This is a genomic window from Microbacterium sp. LB12, from assembly GCF_037150835.1.
In the GTDB taxonomy this organism is placed as follows: Bacteria; Actinomycetota; Actinomycetes; order Actinomycetales; family Microbacteriaceae; genus Microbacterium.
Genome location: NZ_JBBCPF010000003.1, coordinates 145,676 through 170,152, shown reverse-complemented (window position 1 = coordinate 170,152; position 24,477 = coordinate 145,676). Strand labels below are relative to the sequence as shown.

Below are 24,477 nucleotides of genomic sequence, written 5' to 3'. Positions count from 1 at the left end.
CATGTCCTCGCATGATGCTCCCTCCTCCAGCGCGCCCATCGACATCAAGCCCCGCAGCCGCGTCGTCACCGACGGCATCGAGGCCACGACCTCCCGCGGCATGCTCCGCGCGGTCGGCATGGGTGATGCGGACTGGGACAAGCCGCAGATCGGCATCGCCTCCAGCTGGAACGAGATCACGCCCTGCAACCTGAGCCTCGACCGGCTCGCCCAGGGCGCGAAGGAGGGCGTGCACTCCGGGGGTGGATACCCGCTCCAGTTCGGCACGATCTCGGTGTCGGACGGCATCTCGATGGGCCACGAGGGCATGCACTTCTCGCTCGTGTCGCGCGAGGTCATCGCCGACTCCGTCGAGACGGTGATGATGGCCGAGCGCCTCGACGGCTCCGTGCTGCTCGCCGGCTGCGACAAGTCGATCCCCGGCATGCTGATGGCCAGCGCCCGCCTCGATCTGTCGAGCGTGTTCCTGTACGCGGGCTCGATCGCTCCCGGCTGGGTGAAGCTGTCGGACGGCACCGAGAAGGACGTCACGATCATCGACTCGTTCGAGGCCGTCGGCGCGTGCCGAGCAGGCCTCATGAGCGAAGAGGACCTCAAGCGCATCGAGTGCGCGATCGCTCCCGGTGAGGGCGCCTGCGGCGGCATGTACACCGCCAACACCATGGCGTCGGTCGCCGAGGCGCTCGGACTCAGCCTGCCCGGTTCGGCCGCTCCGCCCGCGGCCGACCGCCGCCGCGACTACTTCGCCCACCGCTCAGGCGAGGCCGTCGTGAACCTGCTCCGTCAGGGCATCACGACCCGCGACATCCTCACCCCGGAGGCGTTCGAGAACGCGATCGCGCTGGCCATGGCTCTCGGCGGCTCGACCAACGTCGTGCTGCACCTGCTGGCGATCGCGCGCGAGGCCGAGGTCGAGCTGAACCTGCACGACTTCAACCGCATCGGCGACAAAGTGCCCCACGTGGCCGACATGAAGCCGTTCGGAAAGTACGTCATGAACGACGTCGACCGTCACGGCGGCATCCCCGTGATCATGAAGGCGATGCTCGACGAGGGACTGCTGCACGGCGACGCGCTCACCGTCACGGGCAAGACGCTCGCCGAGAACCTCGCCGACCTCGACCCGCAGCCGATCGACGGCGAGGTCATCCACACCTTCGACAACCCGATCCACGCGACCGGCGGCCTGACGATCCTGCACGGCTCGCTTGCTCCCGAGGGTGCCGTCGTCAAGACCGCCGGCTTCGACGCCGCCGTCTTCGAGGGTCCTGCCCGCGTGTTCGAGCGTGAGCGCGCCGCCATGGATGCCGTCGCCGAGGGCACCATCGAGCCGGGCACGGTCATCGTGATCCGCTACGAAGGGCCCAAGGGCGGACCGGGTATGCGCGAGATGCTCGCGATCACCGCGGCCATCAAGGGCGCGGGGCTCGGAAAAGATGTACTACTCTTGACTGACGGACGATTCTCAGGCGGCACAACCGGCCTGTGCATCGGCCACATAGCACCCGAAGCGGTGGACGCAGGTCCCATCGCCTTCGTGCGCGATGGTGATCTGATACGGGTCGATATCGCAGCTCGCTCTCTCGATCTACTCGTCGATGAGGCAGAGCTCGCCTCCCGCCGCTCTGGCTGGGAGCCGCTTCCCCCGCGCTATACCCGAGGCGTTCTTGCCAAGTACTCGCGCCTCGTGCGGTCCGCCGCCGAGGGAGCGACCACCGGCTGATCCGGATGCACAGGCATCCGGCGTCCTCCAGAGATCATCAGAAGGAGTGTCATGACTGCTGACACCGCCCCGGCCGTGCCGAGGCCGCCCGCCCGTCAAACCAGTGCACCGGAGATCACCGGCGCCGAGGCCGTCGTCCGCTCGCTCGAGCTGCTCGGCGTGACCGACGTGTTCGGTCTCCCCGGCGGTGCCATCCTCCCGGTCTACGACCCGCTGATGGACGCGTCCGAGCTGCGCCACATCCTCGTGCGTCACGAGCAGGGGGCAGGACACGCGGCCGAGGGGTACGCGTCGGCGTCCGGAAAGGTGGGCGTGTGCATCGCGACCTCCGGTCCCGGTGCGACCAACCTCGTCACAGCGATTGCCGACGCCTACATGGACTCCGTCCCGCTGCTGGCGATCACCGGTCAGGTGTTCTCGACGCTGATGGGAACGGATGCGTTCCAGGAGGCGGACATCGTGGGCATCACGATGCCGATCACCAAGCACTCGTTCCTCGTGAAGGATGCCGCCGACATCCCGGGCGCGATCGCCGCCGCCTACGAGATCGCGGGGACCGGCCGCCCCGGACCCGTGCTGGTGGACATCACGAAGGACGCGCAGCAGGCGACGGCACCCTTCGTGTGGCCGCCCAAGATCGATCTGCCCGGATACCGTCCGGTGACCAAGGCGCACGGCAAGCAGATCCAGGCTGCGGCGACGCTGCTGGCGGAGGCCAAGAAGCCCGTGCTGTACGTGGGCGGCGGAGTGATCCGCGGCAAGGCGTCGGCCGAGCTCCTGGAGCTCGCGGAGTCGACCGGTGCGCCGGTCGTCACCACGCTGATGGCGCGGGGCGCGTTCCCCGACTCGCACCCGCAGCACCTGGGTATGCCCGGCATGCACGGCACGGTTCCTGCTGTACTGGCGCTGCAGGAGGCCGACCTCCTGGTGTCGCTGGGCGCGCGGTTCGACGACCGGGTGACCGGCAAGGCGGCGCTGTTCGCCCCGAACGCGAAGGTCGTGCACGTCGACATCGACCCGGCCGAGATCTCGAAGATCCGCACGGCGGACGTGCCGATCGTCGGCGATGTGCGCGACGTGCTCACCGACCTCGACGCCGCCTTCCGCGGTGCGACGGCCGAGAGCAAGCCGGACATCGAGGAGTGGTGGTCGTACCTCGACGGGCTGCGCACCGAGTTCCCGCTCGGCTACGCACCGACGACCGATGGTCTTCTCGCCCCCCAGTACGTGATCCAGCGCATCGGTGAGCTCACCGGCCCCGAGGGCATCTTCGCCTCCGGCGTCGGCCAGCACCAGATGTGGGCCGCGCAGTTCATCAAGTACGAGCGCCCCAACGCCTGGCTGAACTCGGGCGGCGCGGGAACGATGGGCTATTCCGTGCCCGCGGCGATGGGCGCGAAGGTCGCCGAGCCCGAGCGTCCCGTGTGGGCGATCGACGGCGACGGCTGCTTCCAGATGACCAATCAGGAGCTCGCTACCTGCACCATCAACAACATCCCGATCAAGGTCGCGATCATCAACAACTCCTCGTTGGGCATGGTCCGCCAGTGGCAGACGCTGTTCTACGACGGACGCCACTCGAACACCGACCTCAACACCGGGCATGGCACGATCCGCATCCCCGACTTCGTGAAGCTCGCCGAGGCCTACGGCTGCCTCGCGATCCGCGTGGAGAAGGAGGACGAGGTGGATGCCGCCATCCAGCTCGCGCTCGAGACCAACGACCGCCCGGTGGTCATCGACTTCGTCGTGAGCGCCGACTCCATGGTGTGGCCGATGGTCCCGCAGGGAGTCAGCAACAGCTATGTCCAGTACGCGCGCGATCACGCGCCCGCGTTCGACGAGGAGGACTGATCCATGTCGACCCACGTGCTGAGCCTCCTGGTGGAGAACACCCCCGGCCTCCTCACCCGTGTCGCGGGCCTGTTCGCCCGTCGCGGCTTCAACATCGACTCCCTCGCCGTCGGCGTGACGGAGGTGCCGGGGATCTCCCGCATCACCGTCGTCGTCGATGTCGACGAGCTCCCGCTCGAGCAGGTCACGAAGCAGCTCAACAAGCTGATCAACGTGATCAAGATCGTCGAGCTCGACTTCGCCACGTCGGTGCAGCGCGAGCACATGCTCGTGAAGGTGCGCACCGACAATGCCACGCGCTCGAACGTGATCGAGGTGGTGAACCTCTTCCGCGCCTCCGTGGTCGACTACGCCTCCGATGCGCTCGTGATCGAGGTCACCGGCGACAAGGGCAAGGTCGACGCGATGCTGCGTGCGCTCGAACCGTTCGGCATCAAGGAGATCGCGCAGTCGGGTCTCCTCGCCATCGGGCGCGGCGGCAAGAGCATCACCGAGCGCGTCCTGCGCGGCTGACCAGCAACTGACCACTTCTCGCCGCTCGCCGAGCGCGCGAAACCAGACGAAACGCAAAGAACAAGGAGAAACACACCGTGAGCACCGAGATCTTCTACGACGCCGACGCAGACCTGTCCCTGATCCAGGGCAAGAAGGTCGCGATCGTCGGCTACGGCTCGCAGGGTCACGCCCACGCGCAGAACCTGCGCGATTCGGGCGTCGAGGTCGCGATCGCCCTCAAGGAGGGCTCCAAGTCGGCCGCCAAGGCCGAGGAGGCCGGCTTCCCGGTCAAGACCGTCGCCGAGGCCACCGAGTGGGCCGACGTCATCATGATCCTCGCGCCGGACCAGCACCAGCGCATCATCTACAGCGAGTCCATCGCGCCGAACCTGACGGCGGGCAAGACCCTCGCCTTCGCGCACGGCTTCAACATCCGCTTCGGCTACATCGACGCCCCCGAGGGCGTCGACGTCATCCTCGTCGCTCCGAAGGCTCCGGGCCACACGGTCCGTCGCGAGTTCGTCGCCGGCCGTGGTATCCCGGACATCATCGCCGTCGAGCGCGACGCCTCGGGACACGCCTGGGATCTCGCCCTCTCGTACGCGAAGGCCATCGGCGGCACGCGCGCCGGCGTCATCAAGACGACCTTCACAGAAGAGACCGAGACCGACCTGTTCGGCGAGCAGGCTGTCCTCTGCGGTGGCGTGAGCCACCTCGTGCAGGCCGGCTTCGAGACGCTCACCGAGGCGGGCTACCAGCCGCAGATCGCGTACTTCGAGGTGCTGCACGAGCTCAAGCTCATCGTCGACCTGATGTGGGAGGGCGGCATCGCCAAGCAGCGCTGGTCGATCTCCGACACCGCGGAGTTCGGTGACTACGTCTCGGGCCCGCGCGTCATCGACGAGCGCGTCAAGGAGAGCATGAAGGGCGTGCTCGCAGACATCCAGTCGGGTGCATTCGCCAAGCGCTTCATCGACGACCAGGACAACGGTGCGGAGGAATTCCTCGCGCTGCGCGCCAAGGAAGAGCAGCACCCGATCGAGGTGACCGGCAAGGAGCTGCGTTCGCTCTTCGCCTGGAAGCAGCAGGACGAGGACTACATCGACGGCAGCGCCGCGCGCTGATTCGACTGTCGAAAGAACGGGCGTCCCCTTGGGGGCGCCCGTTCTTCGTATCCGTCTCCAAAATCCGCAACAGACATCCGATGTCTATGCCAGGATGGGACGCATGCGACAGGAATGGTTTGATCACGCCCGCTTCGGCATGTTCGTCCACTTCGGCCTCTACAGCGGGGCCGCACGACACGAGTGGGTGCAGAACTACGAGCGCCTCACCGACGAGGACTACCGGCAGTACTTCGAGCACTTCGACCCCGACCTCTTCGACGCCACCGCCCTCGCGCGCACCGCGAAGGAGACCGGTATGGGCTACGTGGTGCTCACGACGAAGCACCACGACGGCTTCTGCCTGTGGGACTCCAAGCTCACCGACTTCACCTCGGTGGCGAACGTCGGGCGCGACCTCGTGCGCGAGTACGTCGAGGCGCTGCGGGCCGAGGGGATCAAGGTCGGCCTCTACCACTCGGTGATCGACTGGCATCACCCCGACTTCACGGTCGACTGGAATCACCCGCGTCGTGACGACGAGAACGCCCACGCGCTCAACGTCGGCCGTGACATGGCCGTGTATCGCGAGTACCTCCACGGGCAGGTGCGCGAGCTGCTCACCGAGTACGGCGAGATCGACTACCTCTTCTTCGACTTCACGTATCCCGAGGAGAAGGAGGGGTGGGCAGGCAAGGGACCGGACGACTGGGATGCGGAAGCGCTCCTGGCGCTGTGCCGCGAGCTGCAGCCGAACATGCTGGTGAACGACCGCCTCGGGATCCCGGCGGACTTCGTGACCCCGGAGCAGTATCAGCCCACCGCGCCGATCATGCGTGACGGCGTGCCGCTGACGTGGGAGGCCTGCCAGACGTTGAACGGCTCGTGGGGCTATCACCGCGACAACACCGACCAGAAGTCGGCCACTCTCCTCGTGCAGATGCTCGTCGACTCGGTGTCGATGGGCGGCAACATGCTGCTCAACATCGGCCCGGACGGACGAGGAGCGATCGCCCCGCGCGATGCGCGCACGCTGGCGGAGATCGGCGAGTGGATGCGGCTGCACCGCGGTGCCGTCATCGGCGCAGGGCACACGGCGTTCACGCCGCCGCGGGAGGGCGTGTACACGCGGCGCGGGAACAAGCTGTACCTGAGCCTGTTCAGTTGGCCGATGGGCTTCGTGCACCTCCCGGAGCTCGCCGGCAAGGTCTCCTACGCCCGTCTGCTGAACGACGGCTCGTGGCTGCAGACGAGCGTGTCGGATCCCGAGCGTCAGGCGGACCTGATGACGCCCGCGGGCGAGGCCGAGGGAACCCTCACCGTCCATCTGCCGGTGCGGCGTCCCGAGGTGCTGGTCCCGGTCGTCGAACTGACCCTGATCGAGGACTGATTCCGGCCGTGGCGGCGGCTCAGGCCGTCGCCACGGGGATGTCCATGCCCTCGAGGGCGAGGCGCGCCGCGCCGTGGAGGATCGCGTCCGCACCGGTCGTCGCGGCCTCGATGCGCAGGCGCTGCGTCGCGAGGGGGTGGCACGCCTCGTAGACGCGGCTGCGGACGGCGGCGATGAACGGCTCCGATGCGCTCATGCTGCCGGTCAGGAACACGGCGTGCGGATTGAAGAAGTTCACCACGCCGGACAGTGCCTGGCCGAGGTGGGTTCCTGCGGTGCGCACCAGGGTGGTCGCGAGCGGGTCGGCGTCACGCGCCAGGCTGAGCACATCGGTCGTGGTGCGCACCGTCTCGTTGCCGCGCTCGCGCATCTGCCGCACGAGACTGGCGCCGCTGGCCACGGTCTCGAGGCAGCCGGTGTTGCCGCACGAGCAGGGGATGTCGCCGCTGCCGTCGATGCGGGTATGGGTGATGTCGCCGGCGGCGGCCGTCGCACCGCGGTGCACGTGTCCGTCGACGATGATCCCGCTGCCGATGGCGGTGCCGGCCTTCACCGTGATGCTGTGGCCGGTGTGTCCGAACCGCTCACGATGCTCGCCGAGGGCGGCGAGATTGGCGTCGTTGTCGACCGCGACCGGCACGCCGTAGCGCGCGGCGAGATGATCGCCCACGCGGAACCCCGGCCATCCGGGCATGCGCGACGGCTGGTCGACCGACCCGGTGGCGATGTCGACGGGGCCGGGCAGGCTGATGCCGATCGCGTGCACGCGGGCATCGGCGGCGAAGCGGTCGAACACCACGCCGATGCGATCGAGAGTGGCTTCCGGGCCTTCCGTCACGTCGGCCGTGATCGACTGACTGTCCAGGAGCGCGCCACTGAGGGAATGCCGGCCGATGCGGGCATGACCGCCGCCGAGGTCGGCGGTGAGCACGATGCCGTCGGCCGCGATCTGGAGCACCCGGGGACGACGTCCGCCGCGGGATGTGCCGTCGCCGGCCTCGCGGAGCACCCCGGCGTCGAGGAGCGACTGCACGCGGAGGCCGACCGTGGACGCGGCGACACCGAGCGACGCGGCGAGTTCGGAGCGGGAACGCGCTTCGCCGCGGGCGACGAGGTCGAGGATCCGCCGGGTGTGCGGGTCGTCGACGGTGGTGTCAGCGGTGTTCGTCATGGGAGAGCACTTTCCTGGTCGGAGCTGTCGTCAGCGTAGCGGGGGATGGGCATGTTTCCCGGGAGTTACGAATTATCAAGCTCCGATAAACATCGGATGTTCAGCTTGCGGCCACTTGCGAAGTATGAAACGGTAACTTCATACGAAATCCTACTAGGTTGTTTCGACCCGCGAAGTAACCTGTTCCCTTCCCAGGAGGCATTCAATGAAGAAGTTGCGTGTAGGGGCTGTGGTCGCCGTCGCCGGCGTCGCAGTCGCGATGACCGGCTGCGCCAGCAGCAGCGGTAACGGTGGTTCGGCCGATGGCGACACGATCGTCGTCGACATGTGGGCGGGCAGCGAGTCCGACGTGGACGCCCTCGAGGCGCAGGTCGCCTTCGCTCAGGAGCAGAACCCCGACATCAAGATCAAGCTGCAGACGTCGCCGTGGAGCGACTTCTTCACGAAGCTGACCACCAACATGGCCAGCGGCAACATGGCCTGCGTCACCGGCATGAGCGGTGCGCAGCTGGGCGGGTACACGGGCGGCTTCCGCGAGCTGAGCGACGCCGACCTCAAGACGGCCGGCATCGACTGGGCCGACTTCAACCCGAGCGCCGACGGCATCCTCAGCTTCGAGGGCAAGGTCTACGGCGTGCCGTTCGACGTGGCCACGATGCTCGTCTACTACAACCAGGACATGCTCACCGCGGCGGGCGCCGCCACGCCGGAGATCGGCTGGACGTTCGACGACTTCGACACCATCGCCGCCGACGCGACGAAGGACGGCAAGTACGGCTTCGGCATGGGCATGGGCGGCTACCAGTGGATGTCGATGCCGATCGCGTACGCCGCGACGCAGCCGGCCACCGAAGACGGCACCCTGCACATCGACGACAAGGCGTTCGTCGATGCTGCCTCCTGGTACGCAGGGCTCGTGACCGAGAAGAAGGTCGCCGCTCCGGTGGCCTCCGCGTCCGACACCGGCTGGGGCGAGAACCAGTACACCGGCGCCAACGCCGCCATGGCGGTCGACGGCACCTGGAACGCGGTCAGCTACCTGAACAACGAGTCCGGCTTCGCGGCCGGCATGGTCCCGCTGCCCGCAGGCGTCGACGGCAACCCCGGCCCGATCCTCGGCTCCGGCTACGGCATCTCGGCCAACTGCAAGAACCCCGAGGCCGCGCTCAAGGTCATGGGCTCGCTGCTCGGCGAGGACGCGCAGGACTACATCGCGTCGTCCGGCCGCTCCTACCCGGCGCGCACCTCGTCGCAGCCGCTGTACTTCGAGTCCATCGACGAGCAGTACCGCGACCAGGTGCAGTCCGTGTTCGAGGCCGCCTTCGGCGACACCGTGCCGCTGTACATGACCAAGAACTGGCAGAAGCTCGACAGCTACATCCAGCCCAACCTCGTCAGCGTCTACAACGGCCAGATGACGATGGAAGAGCTGCTGTCGAACGCCCAGGCGCAGTTCGGCGAGTGATCCGGCTTCGGCCACAAGCGGTAACAGAGAAAGAAAACTGAGATGACGATCACGACGAGACGTCGACGATCGCTCGCCAAGGTGGAGGCCGGTCAGGCGCTGGGGTTCGCAAGCCCCGCCCTGATCGGGCTCGCCCTGTTCACGATCGTGCCCGTGGGCCTTTCGATCGTGATGAGCGTCTTCGACTGGCCGACCTTCGGCGAGCGGACCTTCAACGGGGTGGACAACTACGTCAAGCTGTTCACCAGCAGCCCGGACTTCTGGCCCGCGCTGCGCAACTCGGCGGTGTACACGCTGCTGTACGTGCCGTTGAGTGTCGCTCTCTCGCTCGTGCTCGCTCTCGGCCTCGGCTCGCGCATCCGCGGACGAGGCGCCCTGCGCGTGCTCTTCTTCATCCCCGTCGTGACCCCGATGGTCGCGAACGTGCTGGTGTGGAAGATGATGCTGCAGCCGCAGGGGCTGTTCAACGGCCTCTCGCAGAGCTGGTTCGGCATCGAGCTGCCGAACTTCCTCGCCGACCCGTCCTGGGCCATGATCATGGTCGTCGTGATGAGCGTTTGGCAGGGCCTCGGCTACAACATGCTCATCTTCTCGGCCGCTCTCGAGCAGCTGCCGGAGAGCGTGCTGGAAGCCGCGAGCATCGACGGCGCACGGGGCTTCCGACGCGTGTGGAGCATCATCATCCCGATGATCTCGCCGTCGATCTTCTTCGCCACCATCATGACGATGATCACCTCGCTGCAGGTGTTCGTGCAGCCGCAGATGCTCACCGGCGGCGGCCCCGGCAACGCCACGAAGCCGCTCGTCATGTACATCTGGGAGCAGGGATTCACCTTCGGCGACCTCGGCCTCGCCGCCGCAGCCGCCTGGATCCTGTTCGCGATCATCATCGCGATCACCGGGCTCCAGTTCGCCGCGCAGAAGAAGTGGGTGCACTATGAGCACTGAGACCCTCGTCCGGCCCGCCGGCCGCACCACCCGCTCCGAGCGCGAGCGCGCACGCGGCGCCGCCACCACCCCCGGCGCTCGCGTCAGGCTGGTCCTCGCACACGTCGCGATCTACCTCGCCGCGCTGATCTTCATCTCGCCCCTCGTCTACGCGTTCTTCTCGGCACTCAAGCCGAACTCGGAGATGTTCTCGATGCCGCCGACCCTCGTCGGTTCGGAGGTGCGGTGGAGCAACTTCGTCGACGTCTTCGCCTACGGGCCGTTCCTGACGTACATCATGAACTCGTTCATCGTCGCGATCCTCGGCACGCTCGTCGTGCTGATCGTGTCGACCACCGCAGGCTACGCGTTCGGGCGCCTGCGCTGGAAGGGACGCGACGCCGTGTTCGTGTTGTTCCTCGCGACGCTCATGGTGCCCGCCGAGGTGCTCGTGATCCCGATGTTCCAGGTCATGCAGTGGTTCAACTGGGTCGACACGTACCAGGCGCTGGTGCTCCCGTTCGCGTTCGGCGCGTTCGGTACGTTCCTGATGCGGCAGTTCTTCCGCGGCATCCCGTACGAGCTGGAAGAGGCCGCCCGCGTCGACGGCGCAGGTCCCGTGCGCTCGTTCCTGCAGATCATCCTGCCGCTGTCGAAGTCGGCGGTCGCCGTGCTCGCGGTGTTCACGTTCCTGTCGTTCTGGAACAGCTACCTGTGGCCGCTCATCGTCACGGTCGACTACAACGCGCACGGCACGCTCCCGGTCGGACTCGCCAGCTTCGCCGGCCTCACCGGCACCCGCTGGGACCTGCAGATGGCTGCGGCGATCATCTCGATGGTGCCGACGACGATCCTGGTGATCGTGCTGCAGAAGCACCTCGTCAAGGGCATCGCGATGGCAGGACTGGGCGGCCGTTGAGCATGATCGGTCAGGAACAGGGGACGACCATGCCCATCGACGCCCCGATGCCGTACGGCACGGGAGTCGTGGGGATCGACATCGGCGGCACCAAGATCGCCGCCCTCCTGGTGAGCGGTGACGGGGCGGTGCTGGCGCGGGGGAGCGTCGCCGCCCCGGCGGCGCTCGGGGGCGCGGCGATGGCTGACGCGGCCGCCGGTCTCGCCACCGCTCTCGCTGCCGAGGCAAATGTCTCGCTCGCCGCGGCCGGTGTCGGCGCGGCCGGAGTCATCGACCATGAGACCGGGACGATCCGGGCGGCCTCCGCGACCTTCGTCGGCTGGGCGGGGTTCCCGCTCGCGGAGGAACTGGAGTCGCGACTCGGTGTGCCCGTGCGGGTGGAGAACGACGTGAACGCGTTCCTCCTCGGGGAGGCCGCCGCTGCCGGGCGGGGTGACCGTGACGTGCTGGGCGTGATGCTCGGCACCGGCGTCGGCGGGGCGCTCCTCATCGACGGTGAACTTCACCACGGCCCCCACGGTGCTGCGGGTGAGATCGGGCACACCCCCGGCTACAGCGACCTCGTATGCACCTGCGGTCAAGTCGGACACCTCGAGACGCTGGCATCGGGCACCTCGATCGCGCTGCGCTACGCGGAGCGCACAGGTGACGCCGTGCCCGACGCGAGGGTCGTCGCCGATCGTGCGCGTGCCGGCGACGAGGATGCGGTGGCGGTGTTCGACGCCGCCGGCCGGGCCCTCGCCCTCGCCTGCGCGAGTGCCGCGACCATCCTCGACCTTCCCTGTGCGATCGTCGGCGGCGGAGTGACGGCGGCGTGGGATCTCCTCGAACCCGCGATCACCCGCACACTGGTCACGGACTCGCCCGTCTCGGGCATCCCGCTGCGCATCGTCCCCGCCGTTCTCGGGTCCGACGCCGTCGCGCTCGGGGTCATCGAGACCGCCCGCCGCGCCCTCGTGCCGGCAACAGCACACTGAGACACACCCTCCCACCGACAAGGAGAACCCTGTGACACGTCCCGACGCCCACGAGATCTGGATGGGGCCGCTGCCGCCCCTCGCAGACGGCGGCCTGCCGAGGCCGCGGATCGGCATCGCCGGGATCTCGATCGAGTCGAGCACGTTCTCGCCGCACATCTCCGGCGACGAGGCCTTCACGGTGCGCACCGGCGAGACCCTGCGGGCGTACTACCCGTTCCTCGACGACGGGCGCGAGCTCGCCGCCGCGGCCGAATGGGTGCCGCTCACGCACGGTCGGTCGCTCCCCGGCGGCGCAGTGGCGACGGACACCTACCTCCGGATGAAGGACGCGATCGTGGCCGGCATCCGCGAGCAGGGGCCGTTCGACGGGTTCTTCTTCGACATCCACGGCGCCATGAGCGTGGTCGGCATGGACGATGCCGAGGGCGATCTCGCCCTGGCGGTGCGGGCCGCGCTCGGGCCGGACACGCTCGTGTCGACCTCGATGGATCTGCACGGCAACGTGTCGGAGGTCCTTCGTGACGCGGTCGACCTGCTCACGTGCTACCGGATGGCACCGCACGAGGACTGGATGAACACGAAGGAGCGCGCGGTGTGGAACCTGCTCGCGCGTCTTCGAGGACCGCACGGTGCCGAGCCTCTGGCGCGGCGACCGTACACGGCGTGGGTGCCGGTTCCCGTGCTGCTGCCGGGGGAGAAGACCAGCACCCGGCTGGAGCCCGCACGCAGCATCTATGCCGAGCTCCCCGAGATCGAGGCGCTCCCCGGCGTGGTCGACGCCTCCGTGTGGATCGGATACGCCTGGGCCGACGAGGAGCGCTGCCAGGCGTACGTCGTCGTGACCGGCGACGACCGCGACCTCATCGCGCGTGAGGCCGAGCGGGTCGCCCGCATGTTCTGGGACGCGCGCGAGGACTTCGTGTTCGTCGCCGAGACCGGGTCGCTCGACGAAGCGCTCAGGAAGGCGCTCGCACCGGGGGCGCCGCATCCGTACCTCATCTCGGATTCCGGCGACAACCCGACTGCGGGCGGCGCCGGTGACGTCACCTGGACGCTCGCGCACCTGCTGGAGCGACCGGAGCTCACCGACGGCACTCGGACGACCCTGGTGGCCTCGATCTTCGACCGGGACGCCGTCGCCGACGCGGTCGCCGCGGGGGTCGGCGCTGCCGTCACCCTCACGGCGGGAGCACGCGTCGACGCGGGCCCGCACGGACCGGCGACCATCGACGGCACCGTGTTCTCGATCACCGACGGTGACCCCGATGCCGGCACGCAGGTGGTGATCGCGGTCGGCGGTCTGCACGCCATCATCACCGAACGCCGCAAGCCGTTCCACCACCTCTCCGACTTCCGGATGCTGGGACTCGAGCCCACGACGGCCGACATCGTCGTCGTGAAGATCGGGTACCTCGAACCGGAGCTCTACGAGCTCGCCGAAGGCTGGACGCTCGCCCTGACTCCCGGCGGCGTCGACCAGGACCTCCTGCGTCTCGGCCACCACCGCCTCCGCCCCGGCGTCTACCCGTTCGACACGTCGGGCGATCCCGACCTCACCGCCGTGGTCGTCCGCCGCGGCACCTCCGAGGAGCAGACCGCATGATGAACTTCGAGAAGCGCACCGGTCCCGACTTCGGGTTGAACGCGCCCGTCTACCCCGCGGCCGGCGTGCCGGACTGGTACCGCGACGCCAAGCTCGGCTTCTTCGTGCACTGGGGCCTCTACTCCGTGCCCGCCTGGGCCGTGCAGCACGGCGAGGGCGTGAACATCCCCACCGAAGACGCCTACGCCTGGCACCAGTACGCCGAGTGGTACGGCAACACGGTCCGTATCGCTGGTAGCCCCACGTGGGAGCGGCACCAGCAGCTGTTCGGACCGGGCACCTCGTACGAGGACCTCGCCGACCGCTGGGACGCCTCGGCGTTCGACGCGGACGCCTTCGTCGGAGAGCTCGTCGGCGCGGGCGCCAAGTACATCGTGCCGACGACCAAGCACCACGAGGGATTCTGCCTCTGGGACACCGCGACGACCGGATTCAACGCCGCCCGACGGGGTCCGCGCCGTGACCTGATCTCCGAGTTCCACGATGCGACCCGTCGCGCCGGGGCGAAGTTCGGCGTGTACTACTCGGGGGCCCTGGACTGGCACGTGAGCGACTTCCCGCCGATCGAGTCCGACACCGATCTGTTCCGGTTCCGCCGCAACGACGAGCACTTCGCCCGGTACTCGGCGGCGCAGCTCGACGAGCTCGTGTCGCGGTTCTCGCCCGACGTGCTGTGGAATGACATCGAGTGGCCGGACGGCGGCAAGGGGCACGACGAGTTCGGGGTCGCTGCCCTGCTGGAGCGCTACTTCGACGCGGTGCCCGACGGCGTGGTCAACGACCGCTGGGGTGTGCCGTACCACGGCTTCCTCACGCGCGAGTACACGCACATCCCGGAGATCATCCCGGAGCCGTGGGAGTCGACGCGCGGCCTCGGCTACTCGTTCGGGTTCAACCAGGCCGAGGACGAGCGGCACTCGCTCTCGGGCGCGGCGCTCATCCGCCTCCTCGTCGATGTCGTCGCCAAGAACGGCAACCTGCTGATCAACGTCGGCCCCGCGGCCGACGGCTCCATCCCGGAGCTGCAGCGTCGCGCGATGCGCGAACTGGGAGCATGGCTCGACGTGAACGGCGACGCGATCTACGGCACGCGCCCCTGGATTCGGATGGGGGAGCGCACCGGTGCTCCCCGTCGCTACACGACCGCGGGGTCGACCGTGCACGTGCACGCGCTCGACCCGAGCGTCGGCGCGCTCGAACTGCCCGACGAGCTGTCCGGGTCGGAGCTGCGCTGGGCCGACGGTTCCGCGCCCGAGAGGGCCGACTCCGACCGCGGGACCGTGGTCATCCCGGCGGGGCTCCGGTCGGAGGCGGTCGCGGTCCTGTCCGCAGGCTGAGACGGGCCGGGTCGCGAGGAGGGCCCTCCCGGAGTCGTTCCGGGAGGGCCCTCATCCGTGCGTGCGCCGGTTCAGGAGCGCGTGAGCTCCTCGAGCACCTCGATCACGTGCCGGTACGGCTGGCCGGTGGCCCGTGTCATCCCGATCTCGCAGGTGCGGTTCGCCGACACGAACGCGTCGAACCCGCCGCGTTCGGCGTCGGCAGCGGCGATCTCCGCGGATTCCTGCGCGGTCGCGCTGGCGGTGAGCTCCGGATGCAGCATGCCGCGGTCGCCCGCGAATGCGCAGCAGCCCCACCCCTCGGGGACGAAGACCTCGTCCGCCACCGCCGCAGCGATCGCGGTCAGCGCTCCGGTGGCGCCGAGGGCAGTCGTGGAGCAGGTCGGGTGCACGGCCACAGTCGGGAGCTTGGCCGACACTCTCAGCGTCGGCAGCACCTCGCGTGCGACATAGGTCGTCGCGTCCTCGATCCGGAGTCCTTCGTACTTCGGGTTCTTCGCCACGGCCTGCGCCAGCATCACGTCGAGGCCCTCGGTGCACGAAGCCGCGTCGCACACGACGGGCAGCTCCCCGTGGCGACTCGCCTCCCACAGTGAGTCCAGGACCCGATCCGACATCAGCCGATAGCCGTCGAGGTGCCCCTTCGACTTCCACGGCGTGCCACAGCAGAGTCCGCCGTTCTCCTCGGGGATCACGACCGGGATGCCGGCGCGATCCAACAGCTCGCGCAGCGCATCGCGCGACCCCTGTCCCTCGCGCTCCGCGCCGAACATCGTGCCGATGCAGGCGCCGAAGAACACCACGCGGGCATCGTCGGGCGCGGAAGGACGCGGAGGCTTCGAGCCGCCGCGGGGAAGCCCACCGTCGTAGAGCGGGAGCGTGTCGGCGCCGAGCACCGCACGGCCGACCTGCGTCACCCCGCGGACCAACGGCGCGGGGAGCGCGTCCGCGACCGTGAGCGCGACACCCCCGGCGCGGGTGACCGTACCCCAGTGCTTGGCAGCGGTTCCCCACACCGCACCCTCGACCGCATTCGCCTGCTCGGCGCGCAGCCGGCGCACCAGGTCGCCGGTGTTGATGTCGACGGGGCACGCCACGCCGCACATGCCGTCGACCGCGCAGGTCTGCACGCCGTCGTAGTCGTAGTCCTTCTGCAGGTCGCGCAGCAGCGCGGTGTCGCCCTGCTCCTCGGCCCAGGCCATGTCGCGGCGGATCACGATGCGTTGACGCGGCGTCAGCGTGATGCTCTTGCTCGGGCACGTCGGCTCGCAGTAGCCGCACTCCACGCAGCGGTCGACCTCGTGCTCCACGGTCGGCACCCGCTTGAGGTCGTGCAGGTAGGAGTCGGGGTCGTCGGACAGCACCACTCCGGGGTTGAGGATGCGGTCGGGGTCGAACAGCCCCTTGATCTCCCACATCATGTCGGTCAATTCGTCACCGTACTGGCGGCGGACGAACGGCGCCATGATCCGTCCGGTGCCGTGCTCCGCCTTGAGCGACCCCTGCTGCGAGAGCACCAGCTCGACGAGGTCGTCGGTGAAGCGGCGGTAGCGGGCCACGCTGTCGGCATCGTCGAAGCGCTCGTTCAGCAGGAAGTGCACATTGCCGTCCTTGGCATGCCCGAAGATGACGGAGCCTTCGTAGCCGTGCGTGGCGAACAGCTCGATCAGGCGCTCGCACGTGTGGAGCAGACGGGGGACGGGGACGACGATGTCTTCCAGCAGGGCGGTCGTGCCGGAGGGGCGGGCACCGGCCACCGCCGTGTAGAGGCCCTTGCGCACGTGCCACAGTGCGGCGCGCTCGGCGGCGTCGGTGGTGAGGCGCGGTGTCACGGCGAGAGGCAGCGTCTCGAAGTGGTGCTGGGCAGACGAACTCGCCGCGGTCAGGGCGTCGGTGTCGGCGGCGTGCACCTCGACCAGGAGCGCCGCGTGTTCCCGCACCTCGATCTCGGCGATGGCAGCAGGCACGTCGCTCAAGCCCTGCGCCACTCGGAGCGAGGCGGCATCCATGAGCTCGATCGTGGCGAGGCCGAGTCGGGTCAGGTCGGGGAGGGCGGCCATGGCCGCCGAGAGCGTCTCGAACACGAGGAGTCCGGTCGCGATCGCCGGGCGCACCTCGATGGTGCGGAAGCGTGCTTCGGCGACGAATGCAAGGGTGCCTTCCGATCCGATGATGAGGTGCTCCAGGATGCGCACCGGATCTTCGAAGTCGAGCAGCGCGTTGAGTCCGTAGCCCATGGTGTTCTTCATCGAGAACTGCTGGCGCAGGAAGGCGACGTGCGCGGGGGAGGCGAGCAGACGCGCGCGCAGGGCGAGGAGCCCTTCGGCGAGCTCCGGCTCCGCGGCGCGCAGCTGTTCTTCCGCGTCGGGGTGCGAGGTGTCGAGGATCGTGCCGCTCGGCAGCACGACGGTCATCGATTCGATGGTCTGGTACGAGTTCTCGGTGATTCCGCACGCCATGCCGCTGGAGTTGTTGGCGACGACGCCCCCGATCGTGCAGGCGATCTCACTGGCGGGGTCGGGGCCGAGCTTGCGGCGGTATCGGGAGAGCCGGGTGTTGACCTGGCGCACAGTCGCGCCGGGGCCGACGCGCACGGTCGCGCCTTCGTCCTCCACGCGGATGTCGCGGAAGCTGCTGCGCGTGTCGACGAGGATGTCTCCGCTGACGCTCTGGCCGGACAGGCTGGTGCCGCCGGAGCGGAAGGTGAGCGTGCGGCCGGCGGCGCGGACGGCGCCGAACGCGCGGGCGACCCCTTCGGCGTCTGCGGGGGAGAGCACGGCGTCCGGGATCAGCAGGTAGTGAGAGGCGTCGTGAGCGCGGGCGAAGCGGTCGATGGAGCGGGAGTGCACCTGCGTCGTCGCACCCAGCAGTGCGGGATCCAGCGGTTGGGCGAGTGTGGTCGGCACGGTGCTCCTCTGCTCCGTCGAGAGATTGTCAGACAAGTGTACCGACTGTGTGCGGTGTCGATAGGCTGAGCGGATGACCACCACCTCGGAGGCGTCGCTCGGGATCGTCGGCGTCGTGGACGCTGTCACCGCTCAGCTGCGCGGGCGCATCCTGTCCGGCGACATCCGCTCCGGCGTCCCGCTCACGGAGGCTGCCGTCTCGCAGCTGTTCGGCGTGGCGCGACCGAGTGCGAAGGCCGCGATCGAGCAGCTCGTCGCATCGGGTCTCCTGGTGCGGACCGCGCATCGGAGCGCCCGCGTGGTGGGAATCGACTCGGCGACCGTACGCGACGTCTATCGCACGAGGACGCGCCTGGAGAGTGCGGCGCTTCGCGAGCTCGCGGTCACCCGGACGGTGCCGCCGGCCGCGCTCGACGCCAACGCCGAGATCCTCGCGATGCCGCCGGGACCCGACCCGGCCACGGTCGACCCCGACCTGCGGTTCCACACCGCCCTGATCGACGCGCTCGACAGCGAGCGCACCGGACGGATGTACCGCAGCGTGCTCGACGAAGTGCGGCTGTGCATGGCGCAGGTGCAGGGGAGGCGTCTGCTCGACGCCGCGGTGATCTCGGCGCAGCATGCCGACATCCTCGACGCGGTCGCGTCCGGTGACGGGCAGCGCGCGGCGGAGCTGCTGGAGGCGCACCTGTCCTCCGCAGAGGAGCGGCTCGTGGAGGCGCTCGACGCGGACTAGGGTCGAACGATGCTCACTCGGCGGGTGCGTCCTCGACGACGATCGGTGCCTCGGCGGTGTCGGCCCAGACCGGTGCCGGCAGCACGGTGTCGACCTGACCGGCCTGGATCGCCCGCAGCGCCTCGGTGATCTCCGCGTCGTTCTCGGGCACGGGCAGGTCGCAGGCGCGCAGCTCGGACGCGAACTGCAGCGTCAGCCGGATCTTGCCTGCCTCAACGGCCTGCGCGGTCGTTCCGGTGCGGATCTCACTGCCGGTCTGGATCGCCGGCACGACGTCGCACACGTGGTAGACCTTGCCGCCGTCGACCCATACGACCTCGTCCTTGCCGAGGAGCTGGATGACAGCGGACTGGTCGGCCGTGTACTGCTCGACCGAGGGTGGCGCGAAGTCGACGCCGATGAACACGGCCAGCGCGGCGAGGGCGACGCCCACGATTCCCGCGGTGGTCTTCTGTCCCTTGTCCATGTCCTTGTTCAGGAAGATGAGGATGACGAGCGGGAGGAAGGCGATGACCGCGATGATCGCGCCGAGCTGGTTCTGCACGAAGAAGCGCGTCTTGTCGGACTTGCGCGCGGGATCGAGCCGATTCGCCTTCTTCCACAGCACCGATCCGGTGATGGAGAGTGCGGCGATCACGACGAGCAGCACGAGGAGGGCGATGAAGGCCCACTGCGGGAACTGCGCCGTGACGCCCTGCTCCTGGAGGAGTCCGGTGTCGGGGTCGCGGACGAACGTGCCGTCCTCGCCGACGAAGACCCGCTGACGCAGGAGCCAGAAGATGCCGACGGCCTCTCCGATGATCGCGAGGGCCCAGAGGATCGCGGCGGTCCAGCGGAAGCGCGTGGCCTTCGCCTTGGCCTCCGGCGTCGGGACCCACCCTGCCGGGGGCTCGGAGATCGCGCCGCTGCCTGCGGTCGGTTCGACGCCGGCGTTCGTCTTGTCGCTGTCGGCCACGGTGCTCCCTTTCCCCTCCGATGCCCGCCGAATCGGCGCAAGGCAACCCCGAGCCTAGTGGACCGGGTGTCCTACGCTGGAGGCATGACCTCCGATTCCGACGACGCCCTGCGCTGGGACGGCGACGACGAGCCGACGCGGAAGGACCCGGCGCTTCCGCGGGGCTGGAACGCGGTCGGCAAAGGCAGCGACGATGTCGCCACGATCGAGGACGACGGCACGATCACGCCCGCGCACGAAGACGAGCCGGTCGGGCTGAGCACGCCCATGCTGCTGCTCGTCGGAGTGATCGGCGGCGTCTGCCTCCTGTACACGATCGGCTGGATCGTGGGCGGACTCCGCCTCCAGCCGTTGGCATCGTTCCTGGTGTCCGACGTGATGTTCCTGCCGTGGTTCTTCCTGGCGATCGCGGCGCCCGCGCTGTGGTTCCTCGCGAGCTGGGTGCTGACTCGCGGCAAGGCCGCCTGGATCCGTGCGGCCGTCCTGCTCGGCGGCGTCGTGCTGCTAGTTCCCTGGCCCTTCGTCACCGTGGGGGTGATCGGATCATGACCTCGGCTCCGACGACACCGGAGGTGTCCCAGGGCTCGCCCCGCTGGCTCGTGGGACTCGTGATCGGCCTGGCCGGGCTCTTCTACGCCTATGCGGTCTGGAACGCGGTCGCGCACCTCATCACCATGGCGCAGACCGGGCTCACCGGGGGCGGGTGGGCGACGCTTCTGTTCGGGGTGGCGTTCCCCGCGATCGTCTTCGCCTTCGCCTTCGTCATCGGGCGGCGGCGTGGGGTCGGCGAGCTGGCGCTCGTCTTCCTCGCCGGTCTCGGCATCGTCGCGGTGTTCTGGATGAGCCTGATCGCGCTGAGCCTCACGCTTCCCAGCGCCTGAGGCGCCGGTCGCCCGACGTCACACGGCACGGAGCGTCACGGCCGCTCCGGTAGAGTTGACGCGATCGCGCCCCCATGGTGTGCGGCGCATCGGCCCCTCCCGCGCTGCCCCGAAGGATCCACTGTGCCGAAGCCCGTCGTGCTCATCGCCGAAGTTCTCTCTCCCGCCACCATCGAGGCCCTCGGTCCCGATTTCGACGTCCGCGACGTCGACGGCACCGATCGCGAGGCGCTGTTCGCTGCGCTGGCCGATGCCGATGCGGTCCTGGTCCGCTCGGCGACCCGCATCGACGAGGAGGCGCTCTCGCACGCGCCGAAGCTGAAGGTCGTCGCCCGCGCCGGTGTCGGCCTCGACAACGTCGACATCAAGGCGGCGACGGCTGCGGGCGTCATGGTCGTCAACGCGCCGACGTCGAACATCGTCTCGGCCGCCGAGCTCACGGTCGGCCACATCCTGAGCCTTGCCCGCCGCATCCCCGCCGCGCACGCCTCGCTCTCCGCGGGCGCCTGGAAGCGCAGCTCCTTCACCGGTGCCGAGCTCTTCGAGAAGACGGTCGGCATCGTGGGTCTCGGCCGCATCGGCGCCCTCGTGGCCGCGCGCCTCGCTGCGTTCGACATGCGAGTCGTCGCGTACGACCCCTACGTGACCTCGGCGCGTGCGCAGCAGCTCGGCGTGCAGCTGCTGTCACTCGACGAGCTCGTCGCCGAGTCGGACTTCCTGACCATCCACATGCCGAAGACGCCCGAGACGACCGGAATGATCGGGGCAGCGCAGTTCAAGGCGATGAAGCCGACCGCCTTCGTGGTGAACGTCGCCCGCGGCGGCCTCATCGACGAGGAGGCGCTGCACGCGGCTCTCGTCGCGGGCGAGATCGCGGGCGCGGGCCTCGACGTCTTCACCTCCGAGCCTCCCGCGGAGGGCGGCACCGCTCGTCCGCTCCTCGAGCTGCCGAACGTGGTCGTCACCCCGCACCTGGGTGCGAGCACCGAGGAGGCCCAGGAGAAGGCAGGCGTCTCGGTCGCCCGTTCCGTGCGTCTCGCCCTCGGCGGCGACCTGGTCCCCGACGCCGTGAACGTCGCGGGTGGCGTCATCGACCCCTACGTGCGCCCCGGCATCTCGCTCGTCGAGAAGCTCGGCCAGATCTTCGCGGCGCTGGCGACCTCCCCGCTGACCAGCCTCGACGTCGAGGTGCACGGCGAGCTGAACGACTACGACGTGAGCGTGCTCAAGCTCGCCGCGCTCAAGGGTGTCTTCACGAACATCGTGAGCGAGACCGTCTCCTACGTGAACGCGCCGCTGCTGGCGGACCAGCGCGGTATCGCGGTGCGTCTGCTCAAGGACGACGTGAGCGACGAGTACCGCAACGTGATCACCCTCACGGGTGCGCTGTCCGACGGTTCGCAGCTCTCGGTCTCCGGCACGCTCACCGGCCCGAAGCAGGCCGAGAAGCTCGTCGGCATCAACGACCACGCGCTGGAGCTCCCGATCGAGAAGCACCACGTCGTCATGCTGTACACCGACCGCCCGGGCATCGTCGCGGTCTACGGGCAGAAGTTCGGCGAGGCGGGCATCAACATCGCCGGCATGCAGATCGCCCGTCAGGCCGCGGGCGCGCAGGCACTCAGCGTGCTGACGCTCGACTCGCCCGTCTCCGACGAGCTGCTCGACGACGTCCGCGACGCGATCGACGCCGACCTGTTCCGTCAGATCGAGATCACCGAGGTCTGATCGACGGGTTGATACGAGAGGGCGGGAGCGTGATGCTCCCGCCCTCTCGTCTTGCTGCAGTGATCAGGCGGTCGCCTTGAGCACGAGGGCGATCAGGTCGGCGAGTTCGTCGCTGCGCGGGACGAGCCGTTCGGGGCCGTGCACGTCGAGCGAGTTGTTGAAGTAGAGACCGTCGCTGACGAGCATGACGAGGTCGAGGCTCGCGGTGTCGCGCACATGCGGGCGGATCGTCTCGGCCCAGCGGCGTCGCGTGTCGCGCAGCATCTCGGCAGCGGGGAGCGACCCTCCCTGGGCGAGCCGGGTGGCGGCGATGAGAGCACGGTCGAGGGCATCGTCCTCCATGACGGACGTGCGCACGTAGTAGGCCACAGGCCCCTCGTCTGCCGCCGCCATCCGCGCGAGGTCCAGCGTCGTGAGCTCGTCCAGTCGCGCCAGCAGACCGGCCTCGAGCTCGTCCTTCGAGCCGAAGTGGTAGAGCAGTCCGCCCTTCGAGACGCCGGCGGCCTTGGCGGTGGCGTCGAGCGTGGCCGCGCGTTCGCCGTCGTCGATGAGGATCGCTTCGAAGGCGTCGAGCACCTTCTCGCGGGCGAGGGGAGGGCGGGGCATCGTTCATCCTCTGTTCGGGAACCGGAGGGCGGATTCTGTTACTATACCATCCGGACGGTTCACTAACCGTGCGATCACGATCCTGAGAGGTGTTCCATGACCCGTACTGCGTCGATCCCGACGACAGAGACGGATGCTCCCCGCGTCGGAGCCCGGGGCTGGGCGGCGCTCGTCGTCCTCATGCTCCCGGTGCTGCTGGTCTCGGTGGACAACACGGTGCTGAGCTTCGCGCTCCCCGAGATCTCCATCGCGCTCGCGCCCACCGGGGCCGAGCAGCTGTGGATCATCGACGTGTACCCCCTGGTGCTCGCCGGTCTCCTCGTCACCATGGGAACACTGGGCGACCGTTTCGGTCGTCGGAAGATGCTGCTGATCGGTGCGACCGGCTTCGCCGCCGTGTCCGCCCTCGCGGCCTTCGCACCTACCGCCGGACTGCTCATCGCGGCGCGGGCACTCCTCGGCTTCTTCGGCGCCATGCTGATGCCGTCGACCCTGTCGCTCCTGCGCTCGATCTTCCAGAACCGCGACCAGCGCCGTATGGCCATCGCGGTGTGGGCGTCGGCGTTCTCCGCCGGTTCCGCCCTCGGACCCATCGTCGGCGGGTTCCTGCTCGAGCACTTCGCGTGGGGCTCCGTGTTCCTCATCGCGGTGCCGGTGCTCATCCCGCTCCTCATCGCCGCGCCGCTGCTCGTCCCGGAGAGCCGCGACCCGAACCCGGGCCGTATCGACCTGATCAGCATCGCGCTGTCGATGGCGACGATGATCCCCGTGGTCTACGCGATCAAGTCGCTGGCCGTCGACGGTCCGAACCTCAAGGCCGGGGCGTGGGCGCTCCTCGGATTCGCCATGGGCTACCTGTTCGTGCGTCGGCAGCTGCGGGCGAAGACCCCGATGCTCGACATGGCGCTGTTCCGCCGCGGTTCCTTCTCGGGGGCGATCCTGGTGAACCTGCTCAGCGTCGTCGCCCTGGTCGGCTTCCTCTACTTCGTCTCCCAGCACCTGCAGCTCGTTCTCGGGTTGTCGCCGATGACGGCAGGGCTCGCGCTCGTGCCGGGAATGCTCGCGATGATCGTGGCCGGTCTCTCGGTCGTGCCGATCTCGCGTCGCATCCCGCCGCACATCGTGATCCCCGCCGGACTCGCGTTCTCGGTGGCCGGTTACCTGATCGTGGCGTTCACGACGCACGAGCACGGTGTCCTGCCGCTGGTCATCGCGTTCATCGTGCTCGGCATCGGCATCGGCGCGGCGGAGACCATCTCGAACGAGCTGATCCTCTCGAGCGCCCCCGCGGCGAAGGCCGGCGCGGCCAGCGCCGTGTCCGAGACCGCGTACGAGCTCGGTGCGGTGCTCGGCACCGCGGTGCTCGGCGGCATCATCACCGCGTTCTACCGGGGCGCGCTCGTGCTGCCGGAAGGTCTGCCGGCCGATGTCGCGCATGCGGCAGGGGAGACCCTCGCCGGCGCCTACACGGCCGCACAAGCACTGCCGGGCCAGCTCGGCACCGCCCTCTGGGATGCGGCGGCCGCGGCGTTCGGCTCCGGTGTCATGGTGACCTCGCTGATCGGGGCGGGGCTCGTGGTGGTCGCCGGCGTCATCGCCCTCGTCACACTGCGCAAGGCCCCCGCGCACTGACCAGTACGCTGGGAGGACCGGCTCGTCCGACCGCGGTCGAGTCTGGGCCGGTCCATCCCCGTGCAG

19 protein-coding genes and 1 pseudogene are annotated in these 24,477 nt (G+C 69.0%); 16 read left to right on the top strand and 4 right to left on the bottom strand.

Annotated features, from left to right (window positions below):
- The first annotated feature begins 1 nt into the window (after position 1).
- The 5 genes and pseudogenes from ilvD (at position 2) to WFM69_RS07790 (ending at position 6,565) form a co-directional block, all read left to right on the top strand.
- Positions 2–1,723 carry a dihydroxy-acid dehydratase gene (ilvD, locus tag WFM69_RS07810; RefSeq protein ID WP_337003340.1) on the top strand — a complete coding sequence of 574 codons (1,722 nt, stop codon included), beginning with the start codon at positions 2–4 and terminating at the stop codon, positions 1,721–1,723.
- A 51-nt stretch (positions 1,724–1,774) separates the two neighbouring features.
- A complete protein-coding gene (locus WFM69_RS07805; RefSeq protein ID WP_337003338.1) occupies positions 1,775–3,577 on the top strand; it encodes an acetolactate synthase large subunit in 1,803 nt (600 codons plus the stop codon).
- A 3-nt stretch (positions 3,578–3,580) separates the two neighbouring features.
- Positions 3,581–4,090 (top strand): acetolactate synthase small subunit, encoded by a 510-nt coding sequence (ilvN, locus tag WFM69_RS07800; protein ID WP_017830816.1) that lies wholly within the window; start codon positions 3,581–3,583, stop codon positions 4,088–4,090.
- Positions 4,091–4,125: 35 nt separating this feature from the next.
- Positions 4,126–5,196: pseudogene (ilvC, locus tag WFM69_RS07795) on the top strand (ketol-acid reductoisomerase); the annotation flags it as partial.
- 94 nt (positions 5,197–5,290) lie between these two features.
- A complete protein-coding gene (locus WFM69_RS07790; protein ID WP_442928368.1) occupies positions 5,291–6,565 on the top strand; it encodes an alpha-L-fucosidase in 1,275 nt (424 codons plus the stop codon).
- Between the two features lie 19 nt (positions 6,566–6,584).
- Here the strand turns inward: WFM69_RS07790 and WFM69_RS07785 are convergent, their stop codons facing one another.
- Positions 6,585–7,736: an ROK family transcriptional regulator gene (locus tag WFM69_RS07785; RefSeq protein WP_337003333.1), complete on the bottom strand. Its 1,152-nt coding sequence runs from the start codon at positions 7,734–7,736 to the stop codon at positions 6,585–6,587.
- A gap of 205 nt (positions 7,737–7,941) precedes the next feature.
- Between WFM69_RS07785 and WFM69_RS07780 the strand changes: the two genes are divergently transcribed.
- From WFM69_RS07780 to WFM69_RS07755, 6 genes are all read left to right on the top strand, one after another.
- Positions 7,942–9,201: an ABC transporter substrate-binding protein gene (locus WFM69_RS07780; RefSeq protein WP_337003332.1), complete on the top strand. Its 1,260-nt coding sequence runs from the start codon at positions 7,942–7,944 to the stop codon at positions 9,199–9,201.
- Positions 9,202–9,243: 42 nt separating this feature from the next.
- Positions 9,244–10,149, top strand: coding sequence for a carbohydrate ABC transporter permease (locus tag WFM69_RS07775; RefSeq protein ID WP_337003330.1), 906 nt, complete (start codon positions 9,244–9,246; stop codon positions 10,147–10,149).
- Positions 10,139–11,047, top strand: a complete 909-nt coding sequence (locus tag WFM69_RS07770; protein WP_337003328.1) for a carbohydrate ABC transporter permease — start codon at positions 10,139–10,141, stop codon at positions 11,045–11,047. Before WFM69_RS07775 ends, WFM69_RS07770 begins: the two co-directional genes overlap by 11 nt.
- Positions 11,048–11,076: 29 nt before the next feature.
- Positions 11,077–12,024 carry an ROK family protein gene (locus WFM69_RS07765; protein WP_337003326.1) on the top strand — a complete coding sequence of 316 codons (948 nt, stop codon included), beginning with the start codon at positions 11,077–11,079 and terminating at the stop codon, positions 12,022–12,024.
- Positions 12,025–12,085: 61 nt separating this feature from the next.
- On the top strand, positions 12,086–13,630 hold the full coding sequence (locus WFM69_RS07760; protein WP_337003649.1) for a M81 family metallopeptidase: 1,545 nt from the start codon (positions 12,086–12,088) through the stop codon (positions 13,628–13,630).
- Positions 13,627–14,967 (top strand): alpha-L-fucosidase, encoded by a 1,341-nt coding sequence (locus WFM69_RS07755; protein ID WP_337003324.1) that lies wholly within the window; start codon positions 13,627–13,629, stop codon positions 14,965–14,967. Before WFM69_RS07760 ends, WFM69_RS07755 begins: the two co-directional genes overlap by 4 nt.
- 71 nt (positions 14,968–15,038) lie before the next feature.
- Here WFM69_RS07755 and WFM69_RS07750 read toward each other — a convergent pair whose 3' ends face one another.
- On the bottom strand, positions 15,039–17,873 hold the full coding sequence (locus WFM69_RS07750; RefSeq protein ID WP_337003322.1) for an FAD-binding and (Fe-S)-binding domain-containing protein: 2,835 nt from the start codon (positions 17,871–17,873) through the stop codon (positions 15,039–15,041).
- 73 nt (positions 17,874–17,946) lie between these two features.
- On the opposite strand from WFM69_RS07750, the gene WFM69_RS07745 reads away from it, so the two are divergent.
- Positions 17,947–18,609 carry a GntR family transcriptional regulator gene (locus tag WFM69_RS07745; protein ID WP_337003320.1) on the top strand — a complete coding sequence of 221 codons (663 nt, stop codon included), beginning with the start codon at positions 17,947–17,949 and terminating at the stop codon, positions 18,607–18,609.
- 13 nt (positions 18,610–18,622) lie between these two features.
- On the opposite strand, the gene WFM69_RS07740 is transcribed toward WFM69_RS07745, so the two are convergent.
- Positions 18,623–19,564, bottom strand: a complete 942-nt coding sequence (locus WFM69_RS07740) for a hypothetical protein (protein WP_337003318.1) — start codon at positions 19,562–19,564, stop codon at positions 18,623–18,625.
- Positions 19,565–19,648: 84 nt separating this feature from the next.
- Here WFM69_RS07740 and WFM69_RS07735 point away from each other — a divergent pair, with 84 nt between their 5' ends.
- The 3 genes from WFM69_RS07735 (at position 19,649) to serA (ending at position 22,173) form a co-directional block, all read left to right on the top strand.
- Positions 19,649–20,113, top strand: a complete 465-nt coding sequence (locus WFM69_RS07735; protein ID WP_337003316.1) for a hypothetical protein — start codon at positions 19,649–19,651, stop codon at positions 20,111–20,113.
- The gene (locus WFM69_RS07730; protein ID WP_337003314.1) at positions 20,110–20,445 is read left to right on the top strand and encodes a hypothetical protein; all 336 of its coding nucleotides are present in this window, start codon (positions 20,110–20,112) and stop codon (positions 20,443–20,445) included. Before WFM69_RS07735 ends, WFM69_RS07730 begins: the two co-directional genes overlap by 4 nt.
- Before the next feature lie 123 nt (positions 20,446–20,568).
- A complete protein-coding gene (gene serA / locus WFM69_RS07725) occupies positions 20,569–22,173 on the top strand; it encodes a phosphoglycerate dehydrogenase (RefSeq protein ID WP_337003312.1) in 1,605 nt (534 codons plus the stop codon).
- A gap of 63 nt (positions 22,174–22,236) precedes the next feature.
- Here the strand turns inward: serA and WFM69_RS07720 are convergent, their stop codons facing one another.
- Positions 22,237–22,779, bottom strand: coding sequence for a TetR/AcrR family transcriptional regulator (locus tag WFM69_RS07720; protein WP_337003310.1), 543 nt, complete (start codon positions 22,777–22,779; stop codon positions 22,237–22,239).
- A 96-nt stretch (positions 22,780–22,875) separates the two neighbouring features.
- Between WFM69_RS07720 and WFM69_RS07715 the strand changes: the two genes are divergently transcribed.
- The gene (locus WFM69_RS07715) at positions 22,876–24,411 is read left to right on the top strand and encodes an MFS transporter (protein WP_337003308.1); all 1,536 of its coding nucleotides are present in this window, start codon (positions 22,876–22,878) and stop codon (positions 24,409–24,411) included.
- Positions 24,412–24,477 lie beyond the last annotated feature (66 nt).

Coding starts and splice junctions, on each gene's coding strand:
- WFM69_RS07735 (WP_337003316.1), top strand. CDS start 19,649: ATGACCTCCGATTCCGACGACGCCCTGCGCTGGGACGGCGACGACGAG.
- WFM69_RS07775 (WP_337003330.1), top strand. CDS start 9,244: ATGACGATCACGACGAGACGTCGACGATCGCTCGCCAAGGTGGAGGCC.
- WFM69_RS07715 (WP_337003308.1), top strand. CDS start 22,876: ATGACCCGTACTGCGTCGATCCCGACGACAGAGACGGATGCTCCCCGC.
- WFM69_RS07790 (WP_442928368.1), top strand. CDS start 5,291: ATGGGACGCATGCGACAGGAATGGTTTGATCACGCCCGCTTCGGCATG.
- WFM69_RS07730 (WP_337003314.1), top strand. CDS start 20,110: ATGACCTCGGCTCCGACGACACCGGAGGTGTCCCAGGGCTCGCCCCGC.
- WFM69_RS07780 (WP_337003332.1), top strand. CDS start 7,942: ATGAAGAAGTTGCGTGTAGGGGCTGTGGTCGCCGTCGCCGGCGTCGCA.
- WFM69_RS07805 (WP_337003338.1), top strand. CDS start 1,775: ATGACTGCTGACACCGCCCCGGCCGTGCCGAGGCCGCCCGCCCGTCAA.
- ilvD (WP_337003340.1), top strand. CDS start 2: ATGTCCTCGCATGATGCTCCCTCCTCCAGCGCGCCCATCGACATCAAG.
- ilvN (WP_017830816.1), top strand. CDS start 3,581: ATGTCGACCCACGTGCTGAGCCTCCTGGTGGAGAACACCCCCGGCCTC.
- WFM69_RS07720 (WP_337003310.1), bottom strand. CDS start 22,779: ATGCCCCGCCCTCCCCTCGCCCGCGAGAAGGTGCTCGACGCCTTCGAA.
- WFM69_RS07770 (WP_337003328.1), top strand. CDS start 10,139: ATGAGCACTGAGACCCTCGTCCGGCCCGCCGGCCGCACCACCCGCTCC.
- WFM69_RS07765 (WP_337003326.1), top strand. CDS start 11,077: ATGCCCATCGACGCCCCGATGCCGTACGGCACGGGAGTCGTGGGGATC.
- WFM69_RS07760 (WP_337003649.1), top strand. CDS start 12,086: ATGGGGCCGCTGCCGCCCCTCGCAGACGGCGGCCTGCCGAGGCCGCGG.
- WFM69_RS07755 (WP_337003324.1), top strand. CDS start 13,627: ATGATGAACTTCGAGAAGCGCACCGGTCCCGACTTCGGGTTGAACGCG.
- WFM69_RS07745 (WP_337003320.1), top strand. CDS start 17,947: ATGACCACCACCTCGGAGGCGTCGCTCGGGATCGTCGGCGTCGTGGAC.
- WFM69_RS07785 (WP_337003333.1), bottom strand. CDS start 7,736: ATGACGAACACCGCTGACACCACCGTCGACGACCCGCACACCCGGCGG.